Raw genomic sequence first — 16,335 nt, 5'->3', positions numbered from 1 at the left:
GTGTGCGCAATTGTGTTCAAGTGTTCGCGAGTGTTCGCGGCGTACCCGGCACGCGTGCGCGCGGATAGAATCGGCGCCTGATAGTGGAGACCGACATGAACGAAGCCCCCCTCAAAACCAGCGTGCTGCTGATCGAGGACGACGATCGTCTCGCGCAGTTGATCGGGGAATATCTGAACAGCTATGAATTCAGCGTGACGATCGTGCGGCGCGGCGACACGGCCGTGGCCGCCGTGCGCGAACACAAACCGGCGCTGGTGATTCTCGACCTGATGCTGCCGAACATGGACGGCATGGAGGTCTGCCGCCGCATTCGCAGTTTTTCGCGCGTCCCGGTGCTGATCCTGACGGCACGCGTCGACGTGTTCGACCAGATCGCCGGACTGGAAACGGGTGCCGACGACTACGTCATCAAGCCGATCGAACCGCGTGTGCTGGTCGCGCGCGCCCGTGCCTTGCTGCGGCGCGCGCAGCCGGCGGAAAGTGTGGAAGCGTCCACACAGGACGACACGCTGACCTTCGGCGAACTGGTGATTGCACCGCCCGATCGCGCGGTGAGTTGGCGCGGCCAGCCAGTCGAGCTGAAAACCGCCGAATACAACCTGCTGCTGATCCTCGCGCGCGCCGCCGGCACCGTGCTGAGCCGCGACGACATTCTCAAACAGTTGCGCGGCATCGAATTCGACGGTCTCGACCGCACCGTCGACGCCGGGATCTCAAGGCTGCGCCGGCGTTTCGAAGATGCCTCGCTCGAGCCGCACAAGATCAAGACAATCTGGGGCCGCGGCTATCTGTTCAGCCCGTCCGCGTGGGAGGAATAAATGCTCCGCTCGCTGGTCCGGCTGTATCTGATCGTAGTCATCGGTGGCGCTCTCACCATTGCGTTCATCAACACCTCATTCTCGCAACTGTTCCATCAGCGCGTCACACAAACCGAGCGCGCCACGGACAGTACGTACGCATTCGTACTCGAGGATTACCTGCAACGACACGCGGGCCCGGAACGCGCCGCGGCGCTCGCGGAACTGAAAAAGCACGGCAGCAGAGGCTTCAGGTTGATGACGACCGACGAGGTCGAGCCACTGGTCGGCAAGCGCCGATGGCGCGAGTTGCGCGATGGCAAGCTGGTGTTGGACGACGACGCCACGAGTTACTACCTGCCGCTGTCGGATGGCATCGTCGTCAATGCGCGTCGCAGCGAGGCCACCACCGTCGAGATTCAGGCATTCGCGTATGCGTTGCTCGCGCTTGCCACGCTGCTTTCGGTGATCGTGTGGGTGCACTATCACTGGCGCGAGTTGCGCAAGCTCGAAGCCGCGGCGCGTGCGTTCGGCTCCGGCAATCTGTCGACCCGCGCGCAGTTGTCGAAGAAATCGAACATCTACGAGTTGTCGCAACAATTCAACGAAATGGCCCGACGGATCGAAGCGTCAATCCTGCATCAGCGCGAGATGATGCATGGCATCTCCCACGAACTGAAGACGCCGCTCGCGCGGCTCGAGTTCGGACTCGCGCTGCTGCAATCGCCGGAGTCGCCCGAGCGGCAGCGTGAACGGCAACTGGCGCTGTGCAAAGACGTGCGCGAACTCGACGAACTCGTCACCGAGCTGCTGACGTTGAGCCGTCTGGAACAAGGAGAAGGGCATCTGGTGCTGATGCATGTTTCAGTAGACGAGCTCATCGACAGTGTCGCCGCGAGCATGTCCAACGATGTCGCCGACCGCTCGCTGACGCTCTCGGTCAACACCGGCGGTATGCCTGCTGCCGATGCCGTTGTCGGTATGCCCGCTGCCGGTATGCCGGTTGCCGGCACTCCCGCGTATCATGTCTGCGATCCCAAACTGGTCGCGCGTGCATTGCTGAATCTGCTCCGCAACAGTACCCGCTACGCACGGCAGGCAATTTCGTTGAGCGCGGCCGCCGGCGCGGCAGGCACGCTGGTGCTGATCGTCGAAGACGACGGTCCCGGCATTCCCCTCGCCGACCGCAGCCGCGTATTCGAACCGTTTCATCGGCTCGATTCCAGTCGTGACAGGCATACCGGCGGCTTCGGTCTTGGCCTCGCGATCGTGCGGCGCGTCGCGCTGGTTCACGGCGGCGATGTGCGGCTCGAAGAAGCGGCATCGGGTGGCGCACGCTTTGTGATCACCTTGCCCGCGTTGCCCTTGCCGTTGCCCTTGCCGGCGAACGGCTCCGCGCGGCAAGATGTGGCGCGTCATCGTTAAGCCCTGCACGCCTTGTTAGAACAACCGGATTCGAAAGGCTGCCTTTGAAACCTGACACACGCCAACACCTGCGCGCCAACCTGCTGATGCTGATCGCCGCGATGATCTGGGGCTCCGCGTTCGTCGCGCAACGCCTCAGTCTCGATACGATCGGACCGTTTCTGTTTACCGGACTGCGTTTCCTGCTCGGCGCGCTGGTCGTGCTGACGATGATCGTCTGTGTGCGGCGCTCCGCGCTGGCGGAATTGTCAAAGCACGAACCCGGCGGTGCACGCGAGCTGCTCGGTGCCGGTGTGCTGCTCGGCGTCGTGCTGTCCGCGTCGATCTCGTTGCAGCAAATCGGCCTGCAATACACGAAGGTCGCCAACGCCGGCTTCATCAGTTCGTTGTATGTGGTGATCGTGCCGCTGCTGGGTGTGCTGTTTCGTCATCCAACGGGATTCGGCACGTGGCTCGGCGCGACGCTCGCCGCGCTCGGCATGTACTTTCTGAGCGTCAACGAGCACTTCTCGATCCTGTACGGCGACTGGTACCAGCTGGCCGGCGCATTGGTGATTTCCGCGCAGATGATGCTGGTGGGCCGTTTCGCGCTGCGACACGACACACTCATGTTGGCGCTCGTGCAGTTCGTGACTTGCGGGCTCGTCTGTCTGGCCATCGGCCTCGTGATCGAACCGATCAGCCTCGCGGTGATCAAGCGCGCCGCGCCGACGATTCTGTACGGCGGTGCGCTGTCGGTGGGTATCGCCTATACGATTCAGGTGGTTGCGCAAAGGCATGCAGCGCCGTCGCATGCCGCGGTGATCTTCAGCATGGAAGGCGTATTCGCCGCGCTCGCCGGATGGCTCGTGCTCGGCGAAACGCTGTCGGCGCGCGCGTTATTCGGATGCTCGGTGATGCTCACCGGTTTGATCGTGTGCCAGGTAATGCCCTCCCGGCGACGCGAAAGCGAACGTGATCGCCTGCCTCACGAAGCGTGAGGGCTAAGCCAGTCGCCCGCGTGACTTCGTCCGCCGTTATTTAAGCGGCGCGCGGATACGCAAAGAGCTTCGGTGTATCTGCAGTGGGTGGAAACACACACCAGCAGCCGTCGTCGTGACGAAAGAAAAAGAGGCCGCGCGATCCTGCGTCCAGAGAAGTCTCCACGCGCACATAACGCCTGCCGCCCAGACGGGTGCGGCTGAATTCGGTCACGTGAATCGGGGCCGACGGCCCTGGCGCCAGCCATTTCTCGACCAGAAAACGCAACGATTGTTCGCTGGCGGCTCTCATGATCCGCTCCGGACAGGCTTGTCGTGACTCGCCTCGCGCACGGCTTCGCTGCTTTCTTCGCTATCGGCGCCATCCCCATCATGCTCGGAGGAAGCGAGGGATATGACCCGGTTAGTGGCCGCCGCCCGCAGCGTGGTGCAGTGGCTGGCATGTCTGATATCCGAAAGAAGACGGACTAGCTGTCGTGCTGTTCTACGTTTCATTACACACCCCCGCACTGCACCAATAACTTCAGAAAACACTTTAACTCTATGCCTGGATAGGGTGTTGCTGAAATGGTTTTGACTAAATAGCAACAGTTGCGCTTGCAAAAGCATGGACGCAATCTTTGTACCTTCCAGCTTCAATATACGCGCGCGGTGGGGCCGCTGTCTGTTCGGTGACGAGCGCTGGCACAGCCGAAAAAGCCGAGCCGCAGACCGCCAACCTATGCCGGATGCGCAAGTTATCCACAATTGGCTATGAATAACTTCGGGATAGCGCATCGGACAGCCTGTGTGCGGAATCTTGATAAGACACGGCGGAAGGCAAGCCCCATCAAAGTTATCCCGGCTTTGTAGTTTTTCTACAGACGTGTTCCGCAGGGTTATGGTTTCTACAAGACGTTGATGTGACGGGGAATTTGAAAGTTATCCACAGAAGGGGTTAACCCTTGTTAACTATTACTACATATATATACGTATGAAGTAAAAGACATAGGATAAGTACCGCTGCGTGATGACATCAAAGACTGATCAGCCCAAACCTCGCGCATTGGCAGATGCATCAGGGCGCTACGCTGGCTGCGCTTGCGGGTTGCACCGAAGCGGCCTTGTCGATCACATCAGGCATCTCGGGAAGCGGCGCGGGAATCGCCGCTTCGACCGGCACCGGCAACATGCGTGTTTCGATACGATTGTTCGCGACCGGCTGTGTGCGCACCACCGTTTGCAAATAGTGATCGACAAGGCCAAAGAAACGATCGTAGAACTTGCCCGACGGGATGGTTTCACTCGAAATTTTGACCATCGCATCGCTGTTCGAGCGGATCGGCAACGACAGCGAGCCCAGCACGCTTAACCCGACGCTCGCCGATGTATCGCTTTTCTTCAGCGCAAAGCCGTTCTGCACCGCGTTGACGTAAACAATGCTCGTATCGCTCGCCTCTTCCCCCGGCGTACACACCACGTGAAACTCGACGACGATATGTGTATCGCCGGTCGGCTGGAAATTTTTCGTTCCGTCGACGGTATCGGTGCGCGTCATCGTCGTCAGATAGCCCTGACTCAACAAAGCGCGGCGCGCAGCCTCGCAGGTATCCGTGGTGCTCGAGTTGAAATTTCGGGCGTAAGGACTTGCGCCCGATTCGAACAATTCTTGCTGGAATTTCGGCTGCGGCGTGCTGCTGCACGCCACAAGTGCCAGCAGGCCGAGAAGCGCGGCGGCGGTGGTTTTGGAAAACGAGGTGGACATGGTCGATCAGAAGAGGCGCGGCGTGAGCTCGAATGGGAATGCATTGTAGAGCGGTTGCCGTGCCTGCGTAAAAAGCGCGCAGCGCACGCCCGGCGCCGCCTTACACGGCCCCACGATCGATTCGCGCGCCTTGGAGCGGCGGCAACGCAGAAGGAAAAGACGGGAAAGCTGGCGCTCAGTGCGACGTCACGGGCAATCCGCTCGACAGCCCGGCGGCGCCGTTAACGCCGACTGCATTGACGGCCGGTATCGTAAAGGCATTGGCCCAGTTGTCCGATGCCTCACAGCGGTCAGCTTCGCACATACTGGCTTGCGCGTCCGAACGCGACGCGACATCTTGCAACCCGGCGACGTCGGCGAAATCTTCGACGCGCAAGTTGACCTTCTTCGCGTATGCCTGCGATCCGCCGTAGCTCTTGAGCGCCGCGTTCATGTCGCCGTTTGCCGAGCGCATGTAGCCGTACAGGATCGCCGAGCCCACTTCGATGTTGGTGGTCGGCTCAGTGAGGTCCTTGACGTTCCTCAGCAACCCGCGATGGGCCGTCGGTACCACTTGCATCAGCCCGGTCGCGCCGTTGGCGCCCTTGGCCTTTTCCTTGAAGCGGGATTCGATCGAAATGATCGCCAGCAGCAGTGCCGGCGGCAGTGAATATTTCGAAGCGGCGGATTGCACCGCGGCCGAAATCTTTTGAGCTTTCTCCTTTGCCAGACCGAACTTCTGCGTCAGATACGCGGACATGCGGTCACTGTTTTCGTCGGCCATTGCGGTTTGCATCAGGCCGAGCGAAAGCACGATTAGGCAAAGTAACCGGCTCATAGCGGAGGACGGGAAAGAAGAGGAATCCGCGCATTATATCCCTGCCCGAAAAAGAGGCACCAAACGGCCAGAATTCGTCTTAGGAAAGACAGCCGGCTACTGTGTCTGCGCGTGTTACTTCGACTGCTTCAGTTTCAGCACGTAATCGTCGTTCAGCATGGTGAGGAAAGCGGCAACGTCGTCGATAACCTGCTCAGACCACACGGGCCGCTCACCCACTTTGCGCGTGGGCAGCTCGTCGGTCCTATCGACGTTCACGCGCAGCGCAACCGGCAAACCATCGCTCTCATTGTGCGTAACGACGATGCAAGGCTGCCGCCACCTCAGCGAAATGTGCGCGCAATTCTGGCGGCGCCAGCACGTCGGCCTCGGTGCCGAAGCGCAGCAATTCCGCACATGCCTGCCTTATCGAACCGACCGGCAGCGTAACCGTGCGCCAGCCGTCGGCCGGATCCGGCTCGCCGATTTTCGCCGCCGCGCGCGCGAACGGTGAGGTAAAGGCTTCGAGCATCTGCATGCCCCACGGCGACAGGCGCAGCGTTGCCTCGCTTGCATGCATCTCTTCGGACAGACGTTGCGTGCTGTCTTGCCAGTACGCAGCGAGATCGAAGGCCGGCGGCCGCTCGAAAGTCTCGGCGAGCAGGCTCAACTCGAGAATGCGCGAAATGCGGTAGATGCGAATGTCCACATCGACCCGCCCAACCACATACCAGGCCCCGCCTTTCAGCACAATGCCGAGCGGTTCGATCCGGCGAAACTTTTCGGCTTTCCAACTCTGATAGCGAATCTGCAGTGGATGCTGCTCCCACACCGCGCTGGCGATCAGCGGCAGATTCGCGGGCTGATCCGCGTCGGAAAACCAGGCTGGGGCATCGAGGTGAAAGCGCGAGCGCATGCGCTCCGCGGTCGAGCGCAATTCGACCGGAAGCGCGGCAAGCAATTTGGTTTGCGCCCCGGCCATCACGGCGCCGAGACCGAGTGCCTGCACCGGTCCCGGCAAGCCGGCGAGGAACAGCGCCTCCGCTTCCTGCGATGACAGACCGTTCAGACGCGTACGGTATCCGTCGAGGAGACGATATCCGCCTTCCGCGCCACGTTCGCTCTGGACGGGAACGCCCGCGGCGCTCAAGGCGTCGATGTCGCGATAGATTGTCCGCAAGGAGACTGCGCATTCGTCGGCGAGCGACTGCGCAGTCACGCGTCCGCGTGCTTGCAAGGTCATCAGGATGGAAAGGAGGCGGCTGGCTCTCATACGGACAAGTGTAGACATACCTGACACAAACTGACAGGTATAGGCGTTTAGGATAGGGCATCCGGCGTCAGATGAACGCTGGCTTTTCCACGAGACGCTCACCCAGAAGGCCCGCCATGACCACCGATCGCACGATCACGCTGTTCCACTCGCCGCAATGCCGCTCAGTTAGCGCACTCACGCTGCTCGAGGAGCTCGGCGCCCCGTATCAGCTGAAGGTGCTCAACATGAAGGCCGGCGAGCAGCGCGAAGCGCCGTATCGCGCGATCAATCCGCTCGGCAAAGTGCCCGCGATCCTTCACGGCGACGCGCTGATCACCGAACAGGTCGCCATCTTCATCTATCTGGCCGACCTGTTTCCTGAAGCGGGCCTTGCGCCGGCGCTCGACGATCCGTCGCGCGGGCCGTATCTGCGCTGGCTTGTGTACTACGCGGCATGCTACGAGCCGGCACTCGTCGACAAGGCGATGAAGCGCGAACCGGCGCCGCACGCCACCTCGCCGTACGGCGATTTCGATTCGATGCTCGCGACCGTGACAAGCCAGTTGCAGGCGACACCCTATTTGCTCGGAGACAAGATGTCGGCTGCGGATATCTTGTGGGGCATCGCCTTGCATTGGGGGATGATGTTCAAGCTGGTGCCGGAGACGCCGGTCGTGCTCGAATACACCCGGCGCATCTGCTCGCGGCCGAGCTTCGTGCAAGTGAGCGAGCGGGATGTTGCGCTGGCGGCCGAGCATGAGGCTGCGGTCAAAGCCGCAGGATGATGCTGGCTGGTCGGCGCTGCCAGGGTGACAGGGCTCGGGACGCGGTATGCAAGCGCCGGCCTGCTGGCTGGTCGCGCATCCAGCTCAATGCGCGGGGATTTGAGACAATGAGGGTCGCCGGTGAATGTCTTCCCGGGACAACCGGGCGCGGCCCTCGCCTGTCACGCAGGCGCCGCCCCCTTGAACAAGAGATGTTTTCAGGTATGAGCAAGACCGCATTTATTCCCAGCGTCCCCGCGACGTCGGAGGACGACTTTGACGTGTCGGCGACGTCGAAACTGGCTGGGTACCGCCGTTTTTTCGGCGTGTTGAAAGTGGTTCGAACGACCGACGGCCGTGTGCTCTTCCCGTTCGACGGCGCGCCGGAACTCGGACCTTACGCGACCAAGCTGGAAGCCGTCGCAGCGGCCCAGGTGTATGGCGAGCACATCGTCACCAGCGACCTTGCGCGTCCGGAGCTATAAGCGCGGGAGCGTGGCGGGTTCTTTTTCGATCACTTAGGTTGGTTGCTCAGGTTAGTCACTCGGAATCGTCGTTTGAGCTGGTCACTTCGGGAGCAGCGGATGACTCGTCTACGCAAAGTGGGTTCACCGGTCGCGGTCATATGGACTGCGGTTGCCCTGATGGCGGCTTGCTCCCAATCCGGCTTCGCTCAGGACACTGACGCCGATGCCGGTCATCAGGCGCTCGAAAAAGCCGAGGTCGTTCACGCTCAGGTCCATGTGGCGGCGATCTACCCGGCCACTAACAGCGTCACGCTGCGTGGTCCGCGCGGCAATCTGGCGGATGTCGATGTGAATCCTCAGTTGGCCGATGTCCGGAAACTGCGGGTCGGCGACAAGCTGAATGTCGCGTATCAGCAGGCGCTACTGCTTCAAGTCGACAAGGTGAAGACCAAAGGTGTTCGCGAACGCGTCGAGACGACGGTGGCGATACCGGCTTCAGCGGGATACGCGTCGTCGGCGCATAGGGTGCAGATTGTCGCAACGGTGCTGAAAATCGACCGCAAGAGCCGGATGGTGACGCTGCGGGGGCCGAAGCATCAGCAGGTGCTGAGGACCGCGGGGAACATTCCGCTCAATGATTTGAAAGTCGGGGACAGTGTGCGGGCGGAGTTTGTTTCGGCGGCTGCGGTGGAGGTGGTGAGGAAGTGAGATGCGCTACCGCGGTAAAAAGAGGTAAAAAAAACGGCCGCCCACAGGCGACCGTTTTTTCAGCGTGAAGCTCGCAATAGCTGCCTATCCCGGTTACTCCACCGTAACCGACTTGGCCAGGTTCCGCGGCTTATCCACATCCGTGCCTCGCGCACATGCCGTGTGATAGGCCAGCAACTGCAGCGGCACCACGTGCAGAATCGGCGACAGTAAGCCGTAGTGCTCCGGCATCCGGATCACATGCAGACCTTCATCATTGACGATCTTCGTATCCGCGTCCGCGAACACATAAAGCTCACCGCCCCGCGCGCGCACTTCCTGAATATTCGACTTCAGCTTCTCCAGCAGCGCGTCATTCGGCGCCACCGTCACCACCGGCATCGCTTCAGTCACCAGCGCCAGCGGCCCGTGCTTCAGCTCACCAGCCGGATACGCTTCCGCGTGGATATAGGAAATCTCCTTGAGCTTCAGCGCGCCCTCGAGCGCGATCGGGTAATGCAGGCCACGCCCGAGGAACAACGCATGTTCCTTGCGCGAAAACTCTTCCGACCACGCGATGATCTGCGGCTCCAGCGCCAGCACGCTATTCAACGCTGCGGGCAAGTGGCGCAGCAGTTTCAGGTATTCGGCTTCCTGCTCCTTGCTGAGCTGCCCACGCAGTTTTCCGAGCGTCGCGGCCAGCACGAACAGCGCAACCAGCTGCGTCGTGAACGCCTTGGTCGAGGCCACACCGATCTCGCGACCCGCATGTGTCAGGAACGACAATTCCGTCTGGCGCACCATCGCGCTCGTGCCGACATTGCACACCGCCAGCGTATGTTTATGCCCCAGCGACTGGGCATGCTTGAGCGCTGCCAGCGTATCGGCCGTTTCGCCCGACTGCGAGATCACCACCACCAGCGACTTCGGATTCGGTACCGACTCGCGGTAGCGATACTCGCTGGCAATTTCCACCTGAGTCGGGATCTTCGCGACCGATTCGAGCCAGTACTTCGCGGTCAGTCCCGAGTAGTAGCTCGTGCCGCACGCCAGAATCAGCACGCTGTCGATATCCGCGAACACCTTATCCGCGCCCTCGCCAAATAGCGATGCGTCAAAGGAATCGCCTTGCGGGATCGTGTCGGTAATCGCACGCGGCTGCTCGAAAATTTCCTTCTGCATGAAGTGACGATATGGGCCGAGTTCGACCGCGCCGCCATACGCCGCGACCTGGCGCACTTCGCGCTGCGCTTCGTAGCCGTTGCGATCGGCGATACGCACGCCCTCGAGCGAGAGTTCGCAGACGTCGCCCTCCTCGAGGAAGATGAAGCGCTCGGTGCTGCCGGCCAGCGCCAGCGCGTCTGACGCGAGGAAGTTCTCACCGTTGCCGAGTCCCACCACCAGCGGCGAGCCTTGCCGCGCGCCGACCACCGTATGCGGCTGGTCCTTATGCAGCACCGCGATCGCATACGCGCCATGCAATTGCGCGACGGCTTCACGGACCGCGGCAAACAGATCGCCGCGATACAGGCTGTGAATCAGATGCGCGATAACCTCTGTATCCGTCTGCGAGACAAACGTGTAGCCCTTACCCCGCAGCATTTCACGCAGCGACTCGTAATTTTCAATGATGCCGTTGTGTACCAACGCGAGTGCGTCTTTCGAGAAGATCGGGTGCGCGTTGTCGGTCACCGGCGCGCCGTGCGTCGCCCAGCGCGTATGCGCAATACCCGTGATGCCTTCGAGATGGTTCTCACGCACCTGCTCGTCCAGATCCGCGACCCGCGCGACGCTGCGAGCCCGACGCGGTCCGTCGCTATCGAGTACCGCGACGCCACACGAATCGTAGCCGCGATACTCGAGGCGACGCAGTCCTTCGATCAGGACCGGAACGATATTACGTTGCGCAACCGCGCCGACAATGCCACACATGGCTTATTCCTTTTCAGTGCTGGGTTTCAGGGAGCGCGCTCCGCGCGCGCGTCACGCCCATCAACTTTTCTTCTTCGTCGGGCGAACATAGCCCGACTTGCTTGTTTGAGTCTTATCGTTCAGGACGAGCATGTCTTCTTCGACATCCTTCCAGACCGTTGTGCCCGCCGCGATCGTCACCCCGCGCTTCACGCGCACGGGCGCCACGAGTTGCGTGTCCGAGCCGACGAACACGTCATCTTCGATAATCGTGCGGAATTTGTTCGCGCCGTCGTAGTTACAGGTGATGGTACCCGCGCCGATATTCACACGCGCCCCGATATCCGCATCACCGATGTACGTAAGATGGTTCGCCTTCGAGCCATGACCAAGTACAGCGTTCTTCACCTCGACGAAGTTGCCGACGTGCGACTCGTCCTGCAACGAAGCCCCCGGACGCAGCCGCGCGTAGGGGCCGAGCACGACGTTCGCACCGACTTCGGCGCCTTCGATATGAGTGAACGCGTCGATGCGCGTACCGGCGCCGATCGTCGCATTGCGGATCACGCAATTCGGCCCGACAGTGACGTTATCGGCCAACGTGACGCGGCCTTCGAACACGCAGTTCACGTCGATCGAGACGTCACGGCCGCATTCGAGCGTGCCGCGCACGTCGAGGCGAGCCGGATCCGCAAGCGTTACGCCGGCCACCAACAGCGCCTCGGCGACATTGTGCTGATGAATCCGTTCGAGCTCGGCAAGCTGCTGCTTGCTGTTCACACCGAGCGTTTCCCACTCTTCGTCAGGCTGGGTGGTGACGACTTCGAGCCCTGCTTTGATCGCCATCTCCACAGCGTCGGTCAGGTAGAACTCGCCTTGTGCGTTGTCGTTCTTCAATGCTGCGAGCCAGCCGGCGAGGCGCACGGTCGGCGCGACGATGATGCCCGTGTTGATCTCGGCGATCTTGAGTTGCTCGGGCGTCGCGTCTTTCTGTTCGACGATGCGCGACACCTTGCCGTGCTGATCGCGCACGATGCGGCCATAGCCACTGGGGTCGTCGAGCGTGACGGTGAGCACGCCGTAGCCGCCTTGGGCCGCGCGGTCGGTCAATGCCTGCAGCGTGCTGGCGCGCGTGAGCGGCACGTCGCCGTACAGCACCAGCGTGGGTTCGGACGGATCGAGCAGCGGCAGCGCCTGTTGCACCGCGTGGCCTGTGCCGAGTTGCTGCTCCTGCGCGGCGAACTGGACGTCGGGTGCCGCTACCGCCCGGCGCACGGCTTCGGCGCCATGACCGACCACCACAACCAGACGCGCGGGCTTGAGCGCGCGAGCGGTGTCGATGACATGAGCGAGGAGTGGCCGGCCGGCCAGGGGATGGAGCACCTTGGGAAGCGCGGACCGCATGCGCTTGCCGGTGCCTGCCGCCAAAATCACGATGTTCATGGCGTCGGCAATCAGACGAGTTTGGAGCCGACGATTCTATCATGCAGCCCATGACGACAAAGGCCGCTCGCGCGGCCTTTCAGCGGGCAGAAATGCGTGGAAACGTAAGTTTTCCGCGCGTTTCCACGCCTCTTACATATCGTCGAACTGGACGATCGAGATTGGTTTTGCCCCGTTGAGCGGTCCGCCTTCACCGATATCGGTCGAACACGGCTCTTCGTCGAACGCGATATCGCCTTGCGGATCGGCCTCGCCCGTTGCACGCAGACCGGCGAACGGAAACAGCTTGTGATCCATCAGATGCGACGGCACGATGTTCGACAACGCATTGAACATATTTTCGATGCGGCCCGGAAAGCGTTTCTCCCAATCGCGGATCAGCGCCTTCATTTCAGCGCGTTTCAGGTTCGGCTGGCTACCGCACAGATTGCACGGAATGATCGGAAATTCCCGCAGTGCCGCGTATTTTTCCAGATCGATTTCCTTCACGTACGCAAGCGGGCGGATCACGATGTTCTTGCCGTCGTCCGATTGCAGCTTGGGCGGCATGCCCTTCAGCTTGCCGCCGTAGAACATGTTCAGCAACAGCGTTTGCAGGATGTCGTCTCGATGATGGCCGAGCGCGATCTTGGTCGCGCCGAGTTCGCCCGCCACGCGATACAGAATGCCGCGACGCAGCCGCGAGCACAGCGAGCAGGTCGTCTTGCCCTCCGGCACCAGCCGCTTGACGATGCTGTACGTGTCCTGATTCTCGATGTGAAACGGAATGTCGAGTTGCTTCAGGTATTCGGGCAGCACATGCTCCGGAAAACCCGGCTGCTTCTGGTCGAGATTCACGGCGACGATGTCGAAGTTGATCGGCGCGCGTTCGCGCAGCCGCATCAGGATTTCGAGCATCGCGTAGCTATCCTTGCCGCCCGACAGGCAGACCATCACCTTGTCGCCTTCCTCGATCATGTTGAAGTCGACAATCGCCTCACCGACCTGGCGCGCGAGCCGCTTGAACAGCTTGTTGTTCTCGTAGGCTTCTTTCTGCTCGCGGCGCGTGAGCGGCGCTTTGCCCGCCGAGGCGTGCGCGGCCTGCGCAGCAGCGCCTGGGCCTGCTGCGTCGTTCAGGATTTCCTGAGCATTCATGGCTCAATCCTCTTTGATACGGAAAACTTCGACGCCCACCGCGTCGCAGTCGGGATAAACGTCCGGCTTTTCGGTCGACACGCACACGGCGCGCACCTGCGGATGATCGAGGAGTGCGTTGACGAGGTCGTCGCAGAGCGTTTCCTGCAAGTGGATATGACCTTGTTCGACACGGCGTGCGATGGTCGAACGCATGAAATCGTAGTCGACGACTTCGTTCAATTTGTCCTGAACCGGCGTGGACAGCGCGAGCGGCACGAACAGTTCGACGTTGATCACGACGCGCTGTTCGCCGCGCTTTTCGAAGTCGTGCACACCAATGTTGATGTGCACTTCGTAATTGCGCAGAAAGAGCCGGCGGCAATCGGCGAGCCGGGGATGCGAAAGAGCGGCAAACATGTTCGTTCCAGTCGAAAAAAGCGTGCGGAGCACGCAAAGGGGCACTTCAACGCGTGGGCGAGCGCCGGTTCGACCCGGCAACCAGCACGCGCGCTGTTCAGGCGCCCGTCAAAAACATTACGTCGCGCGGCAGCGGCACAAGGTGCTGCCCGCCGTCGACCACCAGCGTCGTTCCGGTGACGCCCGCTGCATCGGCGAGATACAGCGCGGCGGCGACAATATCCTCCGGCCGCGACGCGCGGCCCAAAGGCGTAGCACGGTGAGCTTCTTCAAAACCTGCCGACGTCTGATCGGCGGATTGCATTGTCAGGCCGGGCGCAAGCCCGACCACACGCACTTTCGGCGCCAGAGCCTGCGCCAGCGCGACCGTCGCTGTCTGCAACGCTGCCTTCGACAGCGTGTAGGACAGGTAGTCCGGATTCATGTTGTACAGCTTCTGGTCCAGCACGTTGATCACGACCCCGCGCAGGCTTTCGTCGGTACGCGCCGCCTCAGGCGTAGCCTCGAACAGCATACGCGCCAGCACGAGCGGTGCGCCGAGATTCATCGCGGTCAGCTTCAGCAGAAGGTCGTAACCGACGTTGAGCGCCGTGTCTTCTTCGAAGCGCGACGCATTGTTGACGATACACGCCGGGCGGCCCAGCGCGGTAATGCAGCCTTGCATTAGCCGCTCGACCTGGGCCTCGTCGCCCAATTCCGCGTGCAAAGCCACCGCCCGGCGCCCCAAAGCGACGATTTCGGCGACCACTTCGTCGGCCTCCTCGCGCGACGCGCCGTAATGGACCGCTACGTCCCAGCCGCGCGCGGCGAAACCGAGCGCGAGCGCCCGCCCAATTCGGCGGGCGGCGCCGGTAATCAGCGCGATGCGCGGCGTTTCAGGCGCGCGGGCGGCGGCGGTGTCCAGAGAGGCGGTCATTTACAATGCGGGGATGAATCCGAAAGCTCACCAACCCGATAGTTTACCTGCTCCCGGCCCGAGCGCGCTTGCGCAGTCCGAAGCGCTGGTCGCGCAGATCCGCTCGGAGCTCGAAACGGCAGACGGCTGGCTGCCGTTCGACCGCTACATGGAACGCGCGCTTTACGCGCCGGGACTCGGCTACTACAGCGGCGGCGCCCGCAAATTTGGCCTGCGTAGCGACGACGGCAGCGATTTCGTGACGGCGCCGGAAATGTCACCGTTGTTCGCCACGACGCTGGCTCGTCCGCTCGCCGAAGCCTTGCAGGCGAGCGGCACGCGCGACGTGATGGAATTCGGCGCCGGCACGGGCAAATTGGCCGTCGGCTTGCTGAACGCGCTCGACGCACTGGGCGTCGAATTCGACAGCTACTCGATCGTGGATTTGTCTGGGGAATTGCGCGAGCGCCAACGCGAGACGATCGAAGCCGCCGCGCCGGGACTGGCCGCGAGGGTGCGCTGGCTGGACGCATTGCCTGAGCGATTCGAGGGCGTGGTGATCGGCAACGAGGTGTTGGACGCGATGCCCGTGCGGCTGTTTGCCTTTACTGGCGGCGCCTGGCATGAACGCGGCGTGGTATGGCGCGATGAGACTTTTGCGTTCGACGACCGGCTGGTGTCAGCGACTGCGGACAATGCATTTCTGGCCGAGATCGAAACGACCGGCGAAGACTACGTGACCGAGACGCACGACGCTGCAAAAGCGTTTACGCGGACCATCTGCACGATGCTCACGCGTGGCGCGGCGTTCTTCATCGATTATGGTTTTCCGCGTCACGAGTACTACCATGAGCAGCGCGCGCAGGGCACGTTAATGTGCCATTACCGGCACCGGGCGCATGGCGATCCATTTGTTTATCCGGGTTTGCAGGACATTACTGCGCACGTGGAATTTACCGGCATTGCCGAAGCCGGAGTCGAGACTGGCGCGGACTTATTGGGGTTCACTTCGCAAGCGCGGTTCTTGCTGAATGCGGGGATTACCGAGGCGTTGTCGGCGCTCGATCCTTCGGACACGGCGAGGTTTTTGCCAGCGGCGAATGCGGTGCAGAAGTTGTTGTCCGAGGCGGAGATGGGTGAGCTTTTCAAGGTGATCGCGTTCTCGCGCGGGTTAGATGACACGCTGCAGGCGTTTTCCAGCGGCGACCGGTCACATACGCTGTGATTTTTTGCCTTGGGGATTTGCAATGATCCGCTGGCTGTTGACTACGTTTGTTGCGGTGGCGGTGTTGTCGGCCTGCTGGCCGTGGCTCAGGAAGATCGGGATTGGGCGGATGCCCGGTGACGTTACGCTGCGCCTCTTCGGGCGGGAGTATCCGTTTCCGTTTATGTCGACGCTTGTGCTTTCTATGGTGTTGTCGATTATTGCCAAGGTTTTGTAGTGGGGGTTTTGCCTTTGGCGGCGGCATGTTTTTGTGTGCATGGGGTGGTGGCTTTTTCTTTCCTTCTTTTCCTTCTTTTCCTTGATTGATTTGTTTGCCTGCTCGGCGGTTGTTTGTCTGTTGGCCTGTGGCGTTGGGCTTTCCTTGATCTGGGTTCTTTGGTCTTTGGCCTTTCCTTGTTTTCTTATTGGTC

18 protein-coding genes are annotated in these 16,335 nt (G+C 61.4%); 8 read left to right on the top strand and 10 right to left on the bottom strand.

Annotated features, from left to right (window positions below; genetic code table 11):
- The first annotated feature begins 95 nt into the window (after window positions 1–95).
- Genes PQQ52_RS32395 through PQQ52_RS32385 form a run of 3 tightly spaced genes read left to right on the top strand, consistent with a single transcriptional unit; the run spans window position 96 to window position 3,205 of the window.
- Entirely contained in the window at window positions 96–821 is a 726-nt protein-coding gene (locus tag PQQ52_RS32395) for a response regulator (RefSeq protein ID WP_408220747.1), read from the top strand.
- Window positions 822–2,225 carry an ATP-binding protein gene (locus PQQ52_RS32390; protein WP_408220745.1) on the top strand — a complete coding sequence of 468 codons (1,404 nt, stop codon included), beginning with the start codon at window positions 822–824 and terminating at the stop codon, window positions 2,223–2,225. It begins immediately after the preceding gene.
- Between the two features lie 44 nt (window positions 2,226–2,269).
- Window positions 2,270–3,205 (top strand): DMT family transporter, encoded by a 936-nt coding sequence (locus PQQ52_RS32385; protein WP_408220743.1) that lies wholly within the window; start codon window positions 2,270–2,272, stop codon window positions 3,203–3,205.
- 40 nt (window positions 3,206–3,245) lie between these two features.
- Here PQQ52_RS32385 and PQQ52_RS32380 read toward each other — a convergent pair whose 3' ends face one another.
- From PQQ52_RS32380 to PQQ52_RS32360, 5 genes are all read right to left on the bottom strand, one after another.
- Window positions 3,246–3,497 (bottom strand): hypothetical protein, encoded by a 252-nt coding sequence (locus PQQ52_RS32380; protein ID WP_408220741.1) that lies wholly within the window; start codon window positions 3,495–3,497, stop codon window positions 3,246–3,248.
- A 765-nt stretch (window positions 3,498–4,262) separates the two neighbouring features.
- Window positions 4,263–4,949, bottom strand: coding sequence for a DUF2242 domain-containing protein (locus PQQ52_RS32375; protein WP_408220739.1), 687 nt, complete (start codon window positions 4,947–4,949; stop codon window positions 4,263–4,265).
- A 175-nt stretch (window positions 4,950–5,124) separates the two neighbouring features.
- Window positions 5,125–5,766 (bottom strand): lytic transglycosylase domain-containing protein, encoded by a 642-nt coding sequence (locus PQQ52_RS32370; protein WP_408220737.1) that lies wholly within the window; start codon window positions 5,764–5,766, stop codon window positions 5,125–5,127.
- Window positions 5,767–5,880: 114 nt separating this feature from the next.
- Window positions 5,881–6,042, bottom strand: coding sequence for a hypothetical protein (locus tag PQQ52_RS32365; protein WP_408220735.1), 162 nt, complete (start codon window positions 6,040–6,042; stop codon window positions 5,881–5,883).
- Window positions 6,043–6,052: 10 nt separating this feature from the next.
- The gene (locus PQQ52_RS32360) at window positions 6,053–7,036 is read right to left on the bottom strand and encodes a helix-turn-helix transcriptional regulator (RefSeq protein WP_408220733.1); all 984 of its coding nucleotides are present in this window, start codon (window positions 7,034–7,036) and stop codon (window positions 6,053–6,055) included.
- Window positions 7,037–7,134: 98 nt separating this feature from the next.
- On the opposite strand from PQQ52_RS32360, the gene PQQ52_RS32355 reads away from it, so the two are divergent.
- The 3 genes from PQQ52_RS32355 to PQQ52_RS32345 all read left to right on the top strand — a co-directional run bounded on the left by PQQ52_RS32355 (window position 7,135) and on the right by PQQ52_RS32345 (window position 8,939).
- Window positions 7,135–7,785 (top strand): glutathione S-transferase family protein, encoded by a 651-nt coding sequence (locus tag PQQ52_RS32355; RefSeq protein WP_408220731.1) that lies wholly within the window; start codon window positions 7,135–7,137, stop codon window positions 7,783–7,785.
- A gap of 203 nt (window positions 7,786–7,988) precedes the next feature.
- Window positions 7,989–8,249 (top strand): DUF6723 family protein, encoded by a 261-nt coding sequence (locus PQQ52_RS32350; RefSeq protein ID WP_408220729.1) that lies wholly within the window; start codon window positions 7,989–7,991, stop codon window positions 8,247–8,249.
- Between the two features lie 99 nt (window positions 8,250–8,348).
- The gene (locus PQQ52_RS32345; RefSeq protein WP_408220727.1) at window positions 8,349–8,939 is read left to right on the top strand and encodes a hypothetical protein; all 591 of its coding nucleotides are present in this window, start codon (window positions 8,349–8,351) and stop codon (window positions 8,937–8,939) included.
- Between the two features lie 93 nt (window positions 8,940–9,032).
- On the opposite strand, the gene glmS is transcribed toward PQQ52_RS32345, so the two are convergent.
- The 5 genes from glmS to PQQ52_RS32320 all read right to left on the bottom strand — a co-directional run bounded on the left by glmS (window position 9,033) and on the right by PQQ52_RS32320 (window position 14,721).
- Window positions 9,033–10,850: a glutamine--fructose-6-phosphate transaminase (isomerizing) gene (glmS, locus tag PQQ52_RS32340; protein WP_408220725.1), complete on the bottom strand. Its 1,818-nt coding sequence runs from the start codon at window positions 10,848–10,850 to the stop codon at window positions 9,033–9,035.
- A 60-nt stretch (window positions 10,851–10,910) separates the two neighbouring features.
- A complete protein-coding gene (glmU, locus tag PQQ52_RS32335) occupies window positions 10,911–12,272 on the bottom strand; it encodes a bifunctional UDP-N-acetylglucosamine diphosphorylase/glucosamine-1-phosphate N-acetyltransferase GlmU (protein WP_408220723.1) in 1,362 nt (453 codons plus the stop codon).
- A 132-nt stretch (window positions 12,273–12,404) separates the two neighbouring features.
- Window positions 12,405–13,406 (bottom strand): tRNA 2-thiocytidine(32) synthetase TtcA, encoded by a 1,002-nt coding sequence (gene ttcA, locus PQQ52_RS32330; RefSeq protein ID WP_408220721.1) that lies wholly within the window; start codon window positions 13,404–13,406, stop codon window positions 12,405–12,407.
- Window positions 13,407–13,409: 3 nt separating this feature from the next.
- Window positions 13,410–13,805, bottom strand: a complete 396-nt coding sequence (locus PQQ52_RS32325; RefSeq protein ID WP_408220720.1) for a dihydroneopterin aldolase — start codon at window positions 13,803–13,805, stop codon at window positions 13,410–13,412.
- A gap of 97 nt (window positions 13,806–13,902) precedes the next feature.
- Window positions 13,903–14,721, bottom strand: coding sequence for an SDR family oxidoreductase (locus PQQ52_RS32320; protein ID WP_408220718.1), 819 nt, complete (start codon window positions 14,719–14,721; stop codon window positions 13,903–13,905).
- 13 nt (window positions 14,722–14,734) lie between these two features.
- On the opposite strand from PQQ52_RS32320, the gene PQQ52_RS32315 reads away from it, so the two are divergent.
- Together PQQ52_RS32315 and PQQ52_RS32310 are read left to right on the top strand one after the other, a co-directional pair.
- Complete coding sequence (locus PQQ52_RS32315) at window positions 14,735–15,925, top strand: class I SAM-dependent methyltransferase (RefSeq protein ID WP_408220716.1); 1,191 nt, start codon at window positions 14,735–14,737, stop codon at window positions 15,923–15,925.
- A gap of 22 nt (window positions 15,926–15,947) precedes the next feature.
- A complete protein-coding gene (locus tag PQQ52_RS32310) occupies window positions 15,948–16,142 on the top strand; it encodes a DUF2905 domain-containing protein (protein ID WP_408220714.1) in 195 nt (64 codons plus the stop codon).
- The last annotated feature ends 193 nt before the right edge of the window (window positions 16,143–16,335 follow it).

Source organism: Paraburkholderia sediminicola, from assembly GCF_046030555.1.
Taxonomy (GTDB): domain Bacteria; phylum Pseudomonadota; class Gammaproteobacteria; order Burkholderiales; family Burkholderiaceae; genus Paraburkholderia; species Paraburkholderia sediminicola_E.
This window is presented reverse-complemented; position numbering and strand designations above follow the sequence as displayed.

Coding starts and splice junctions, on each gene's coding strand:
- PQQ52_RS32395 (WP_408220747.1), top strand. CDS start 96: ATGAACGAAGCCCCCCTCAAAACCAGCGTGCTGCTGATCGAGGACGAC.
- PQQ52_RS32390 (WP_408220745.1), top strand. CDS start 822: ATGCTCCGCTCGCTGGTCCGGCTGTATCTGATCGTAGTCATCGGTGGC.
- PQQ52_RS32380 (WP_408220741.1), bottom strand. CDS start 3,497: ATGAGAGCCGCCAGCGAACAATCGTTGCGTTTTCTGGTCGAGAAATGG.
- PQQ52_RS32375 (WP_408220739.1), bottom strand. CDS start 4,949: ATGTCCACCTCGTTTTCCAAAACCACCGCCGCCGCGCTTCTCGGCCTG.
- PQQ52_RS32370 (WP_408220737.1), bottom strand. CDS start 5,766: ATGAGCCGGTTACTTTGCCTAATCGTGCTTTCGCTCGGCCTGATGCAA.
- PQQ52_RS32360 (WP_408220733.1), bottom strand. CDS start 7,036: ATGTCTACACTTGTCCGTATGAGAGCCAGCCGCCTCCTTTCCATCCTG.
- PQQ52_RS32355 (WP_408220731.1), top strand. CDS start 7,135: ATGACCACCGATCGCACGATCACGCTGTTCCACTCGCCGCAATGCCGC.
- PQQ52_RS32350 (WP_408220729.1), top strand. CDS start 7,989: ATGAGCAAGACCGCATTTATTCCCAGCGTCCCCGCGACGTCGGAGGAC.
- PQQ52_RS32345 (WP_408220727.1), top strand. CDS start 8,349: ATGACTCGTCTACGCAAAGTGGGTTCACCGGTCGCGGTCATATGGACT.
- glmS (WP_408220725.1), bottom strand. CDS start 10,850: ATGTGTGGCATTGTCGGCGCGGTTGCGCAACGTAATATCGTTCCGGTC.
- glmU (WP_408220723.1), bottom strand. CDS start 12,272: ATGAACATCGTGATTTTGGCGGCAGGCACCGGCAAGCGCATGCGGTCC.
- ttcA (WP_408220721.1), bottom strand. CDS start 13,406: ATGAATGCTCAGGAAATCCTGAACGACGCAGCAGGCCCAGGCGCTGCT.
- PQQ52_RS32325 (WP_408220720.1), bottom strand. CDS start 13,805: ATGTTTGCCGCTCTTTCGCATCCCCGGCTCGCCGATTGCCGCCGGCTC.
- PQQ52_RS32320 (WP_408220718.1), bottom strand. CDS start 14,721: ATGACCGCCTCTCTGGACACCGCCGCCGCCCGCGCGCCTGAAACGCCG.
- PQQ52_RS32315 (WP_408220716.1), top strand. CDS start 14,735: ATGAATCCGAAAGCTCACCAACCCGATAGTTTACCTGCTCCCGGCCCG.
- PQQ52_RS32310 (WP_408220714.1), top strand. CDS start 15,948: ATGATCCGCTGGCTGTTGACTACGTTTGTTGCGGTGGCGGTGTTGTCG.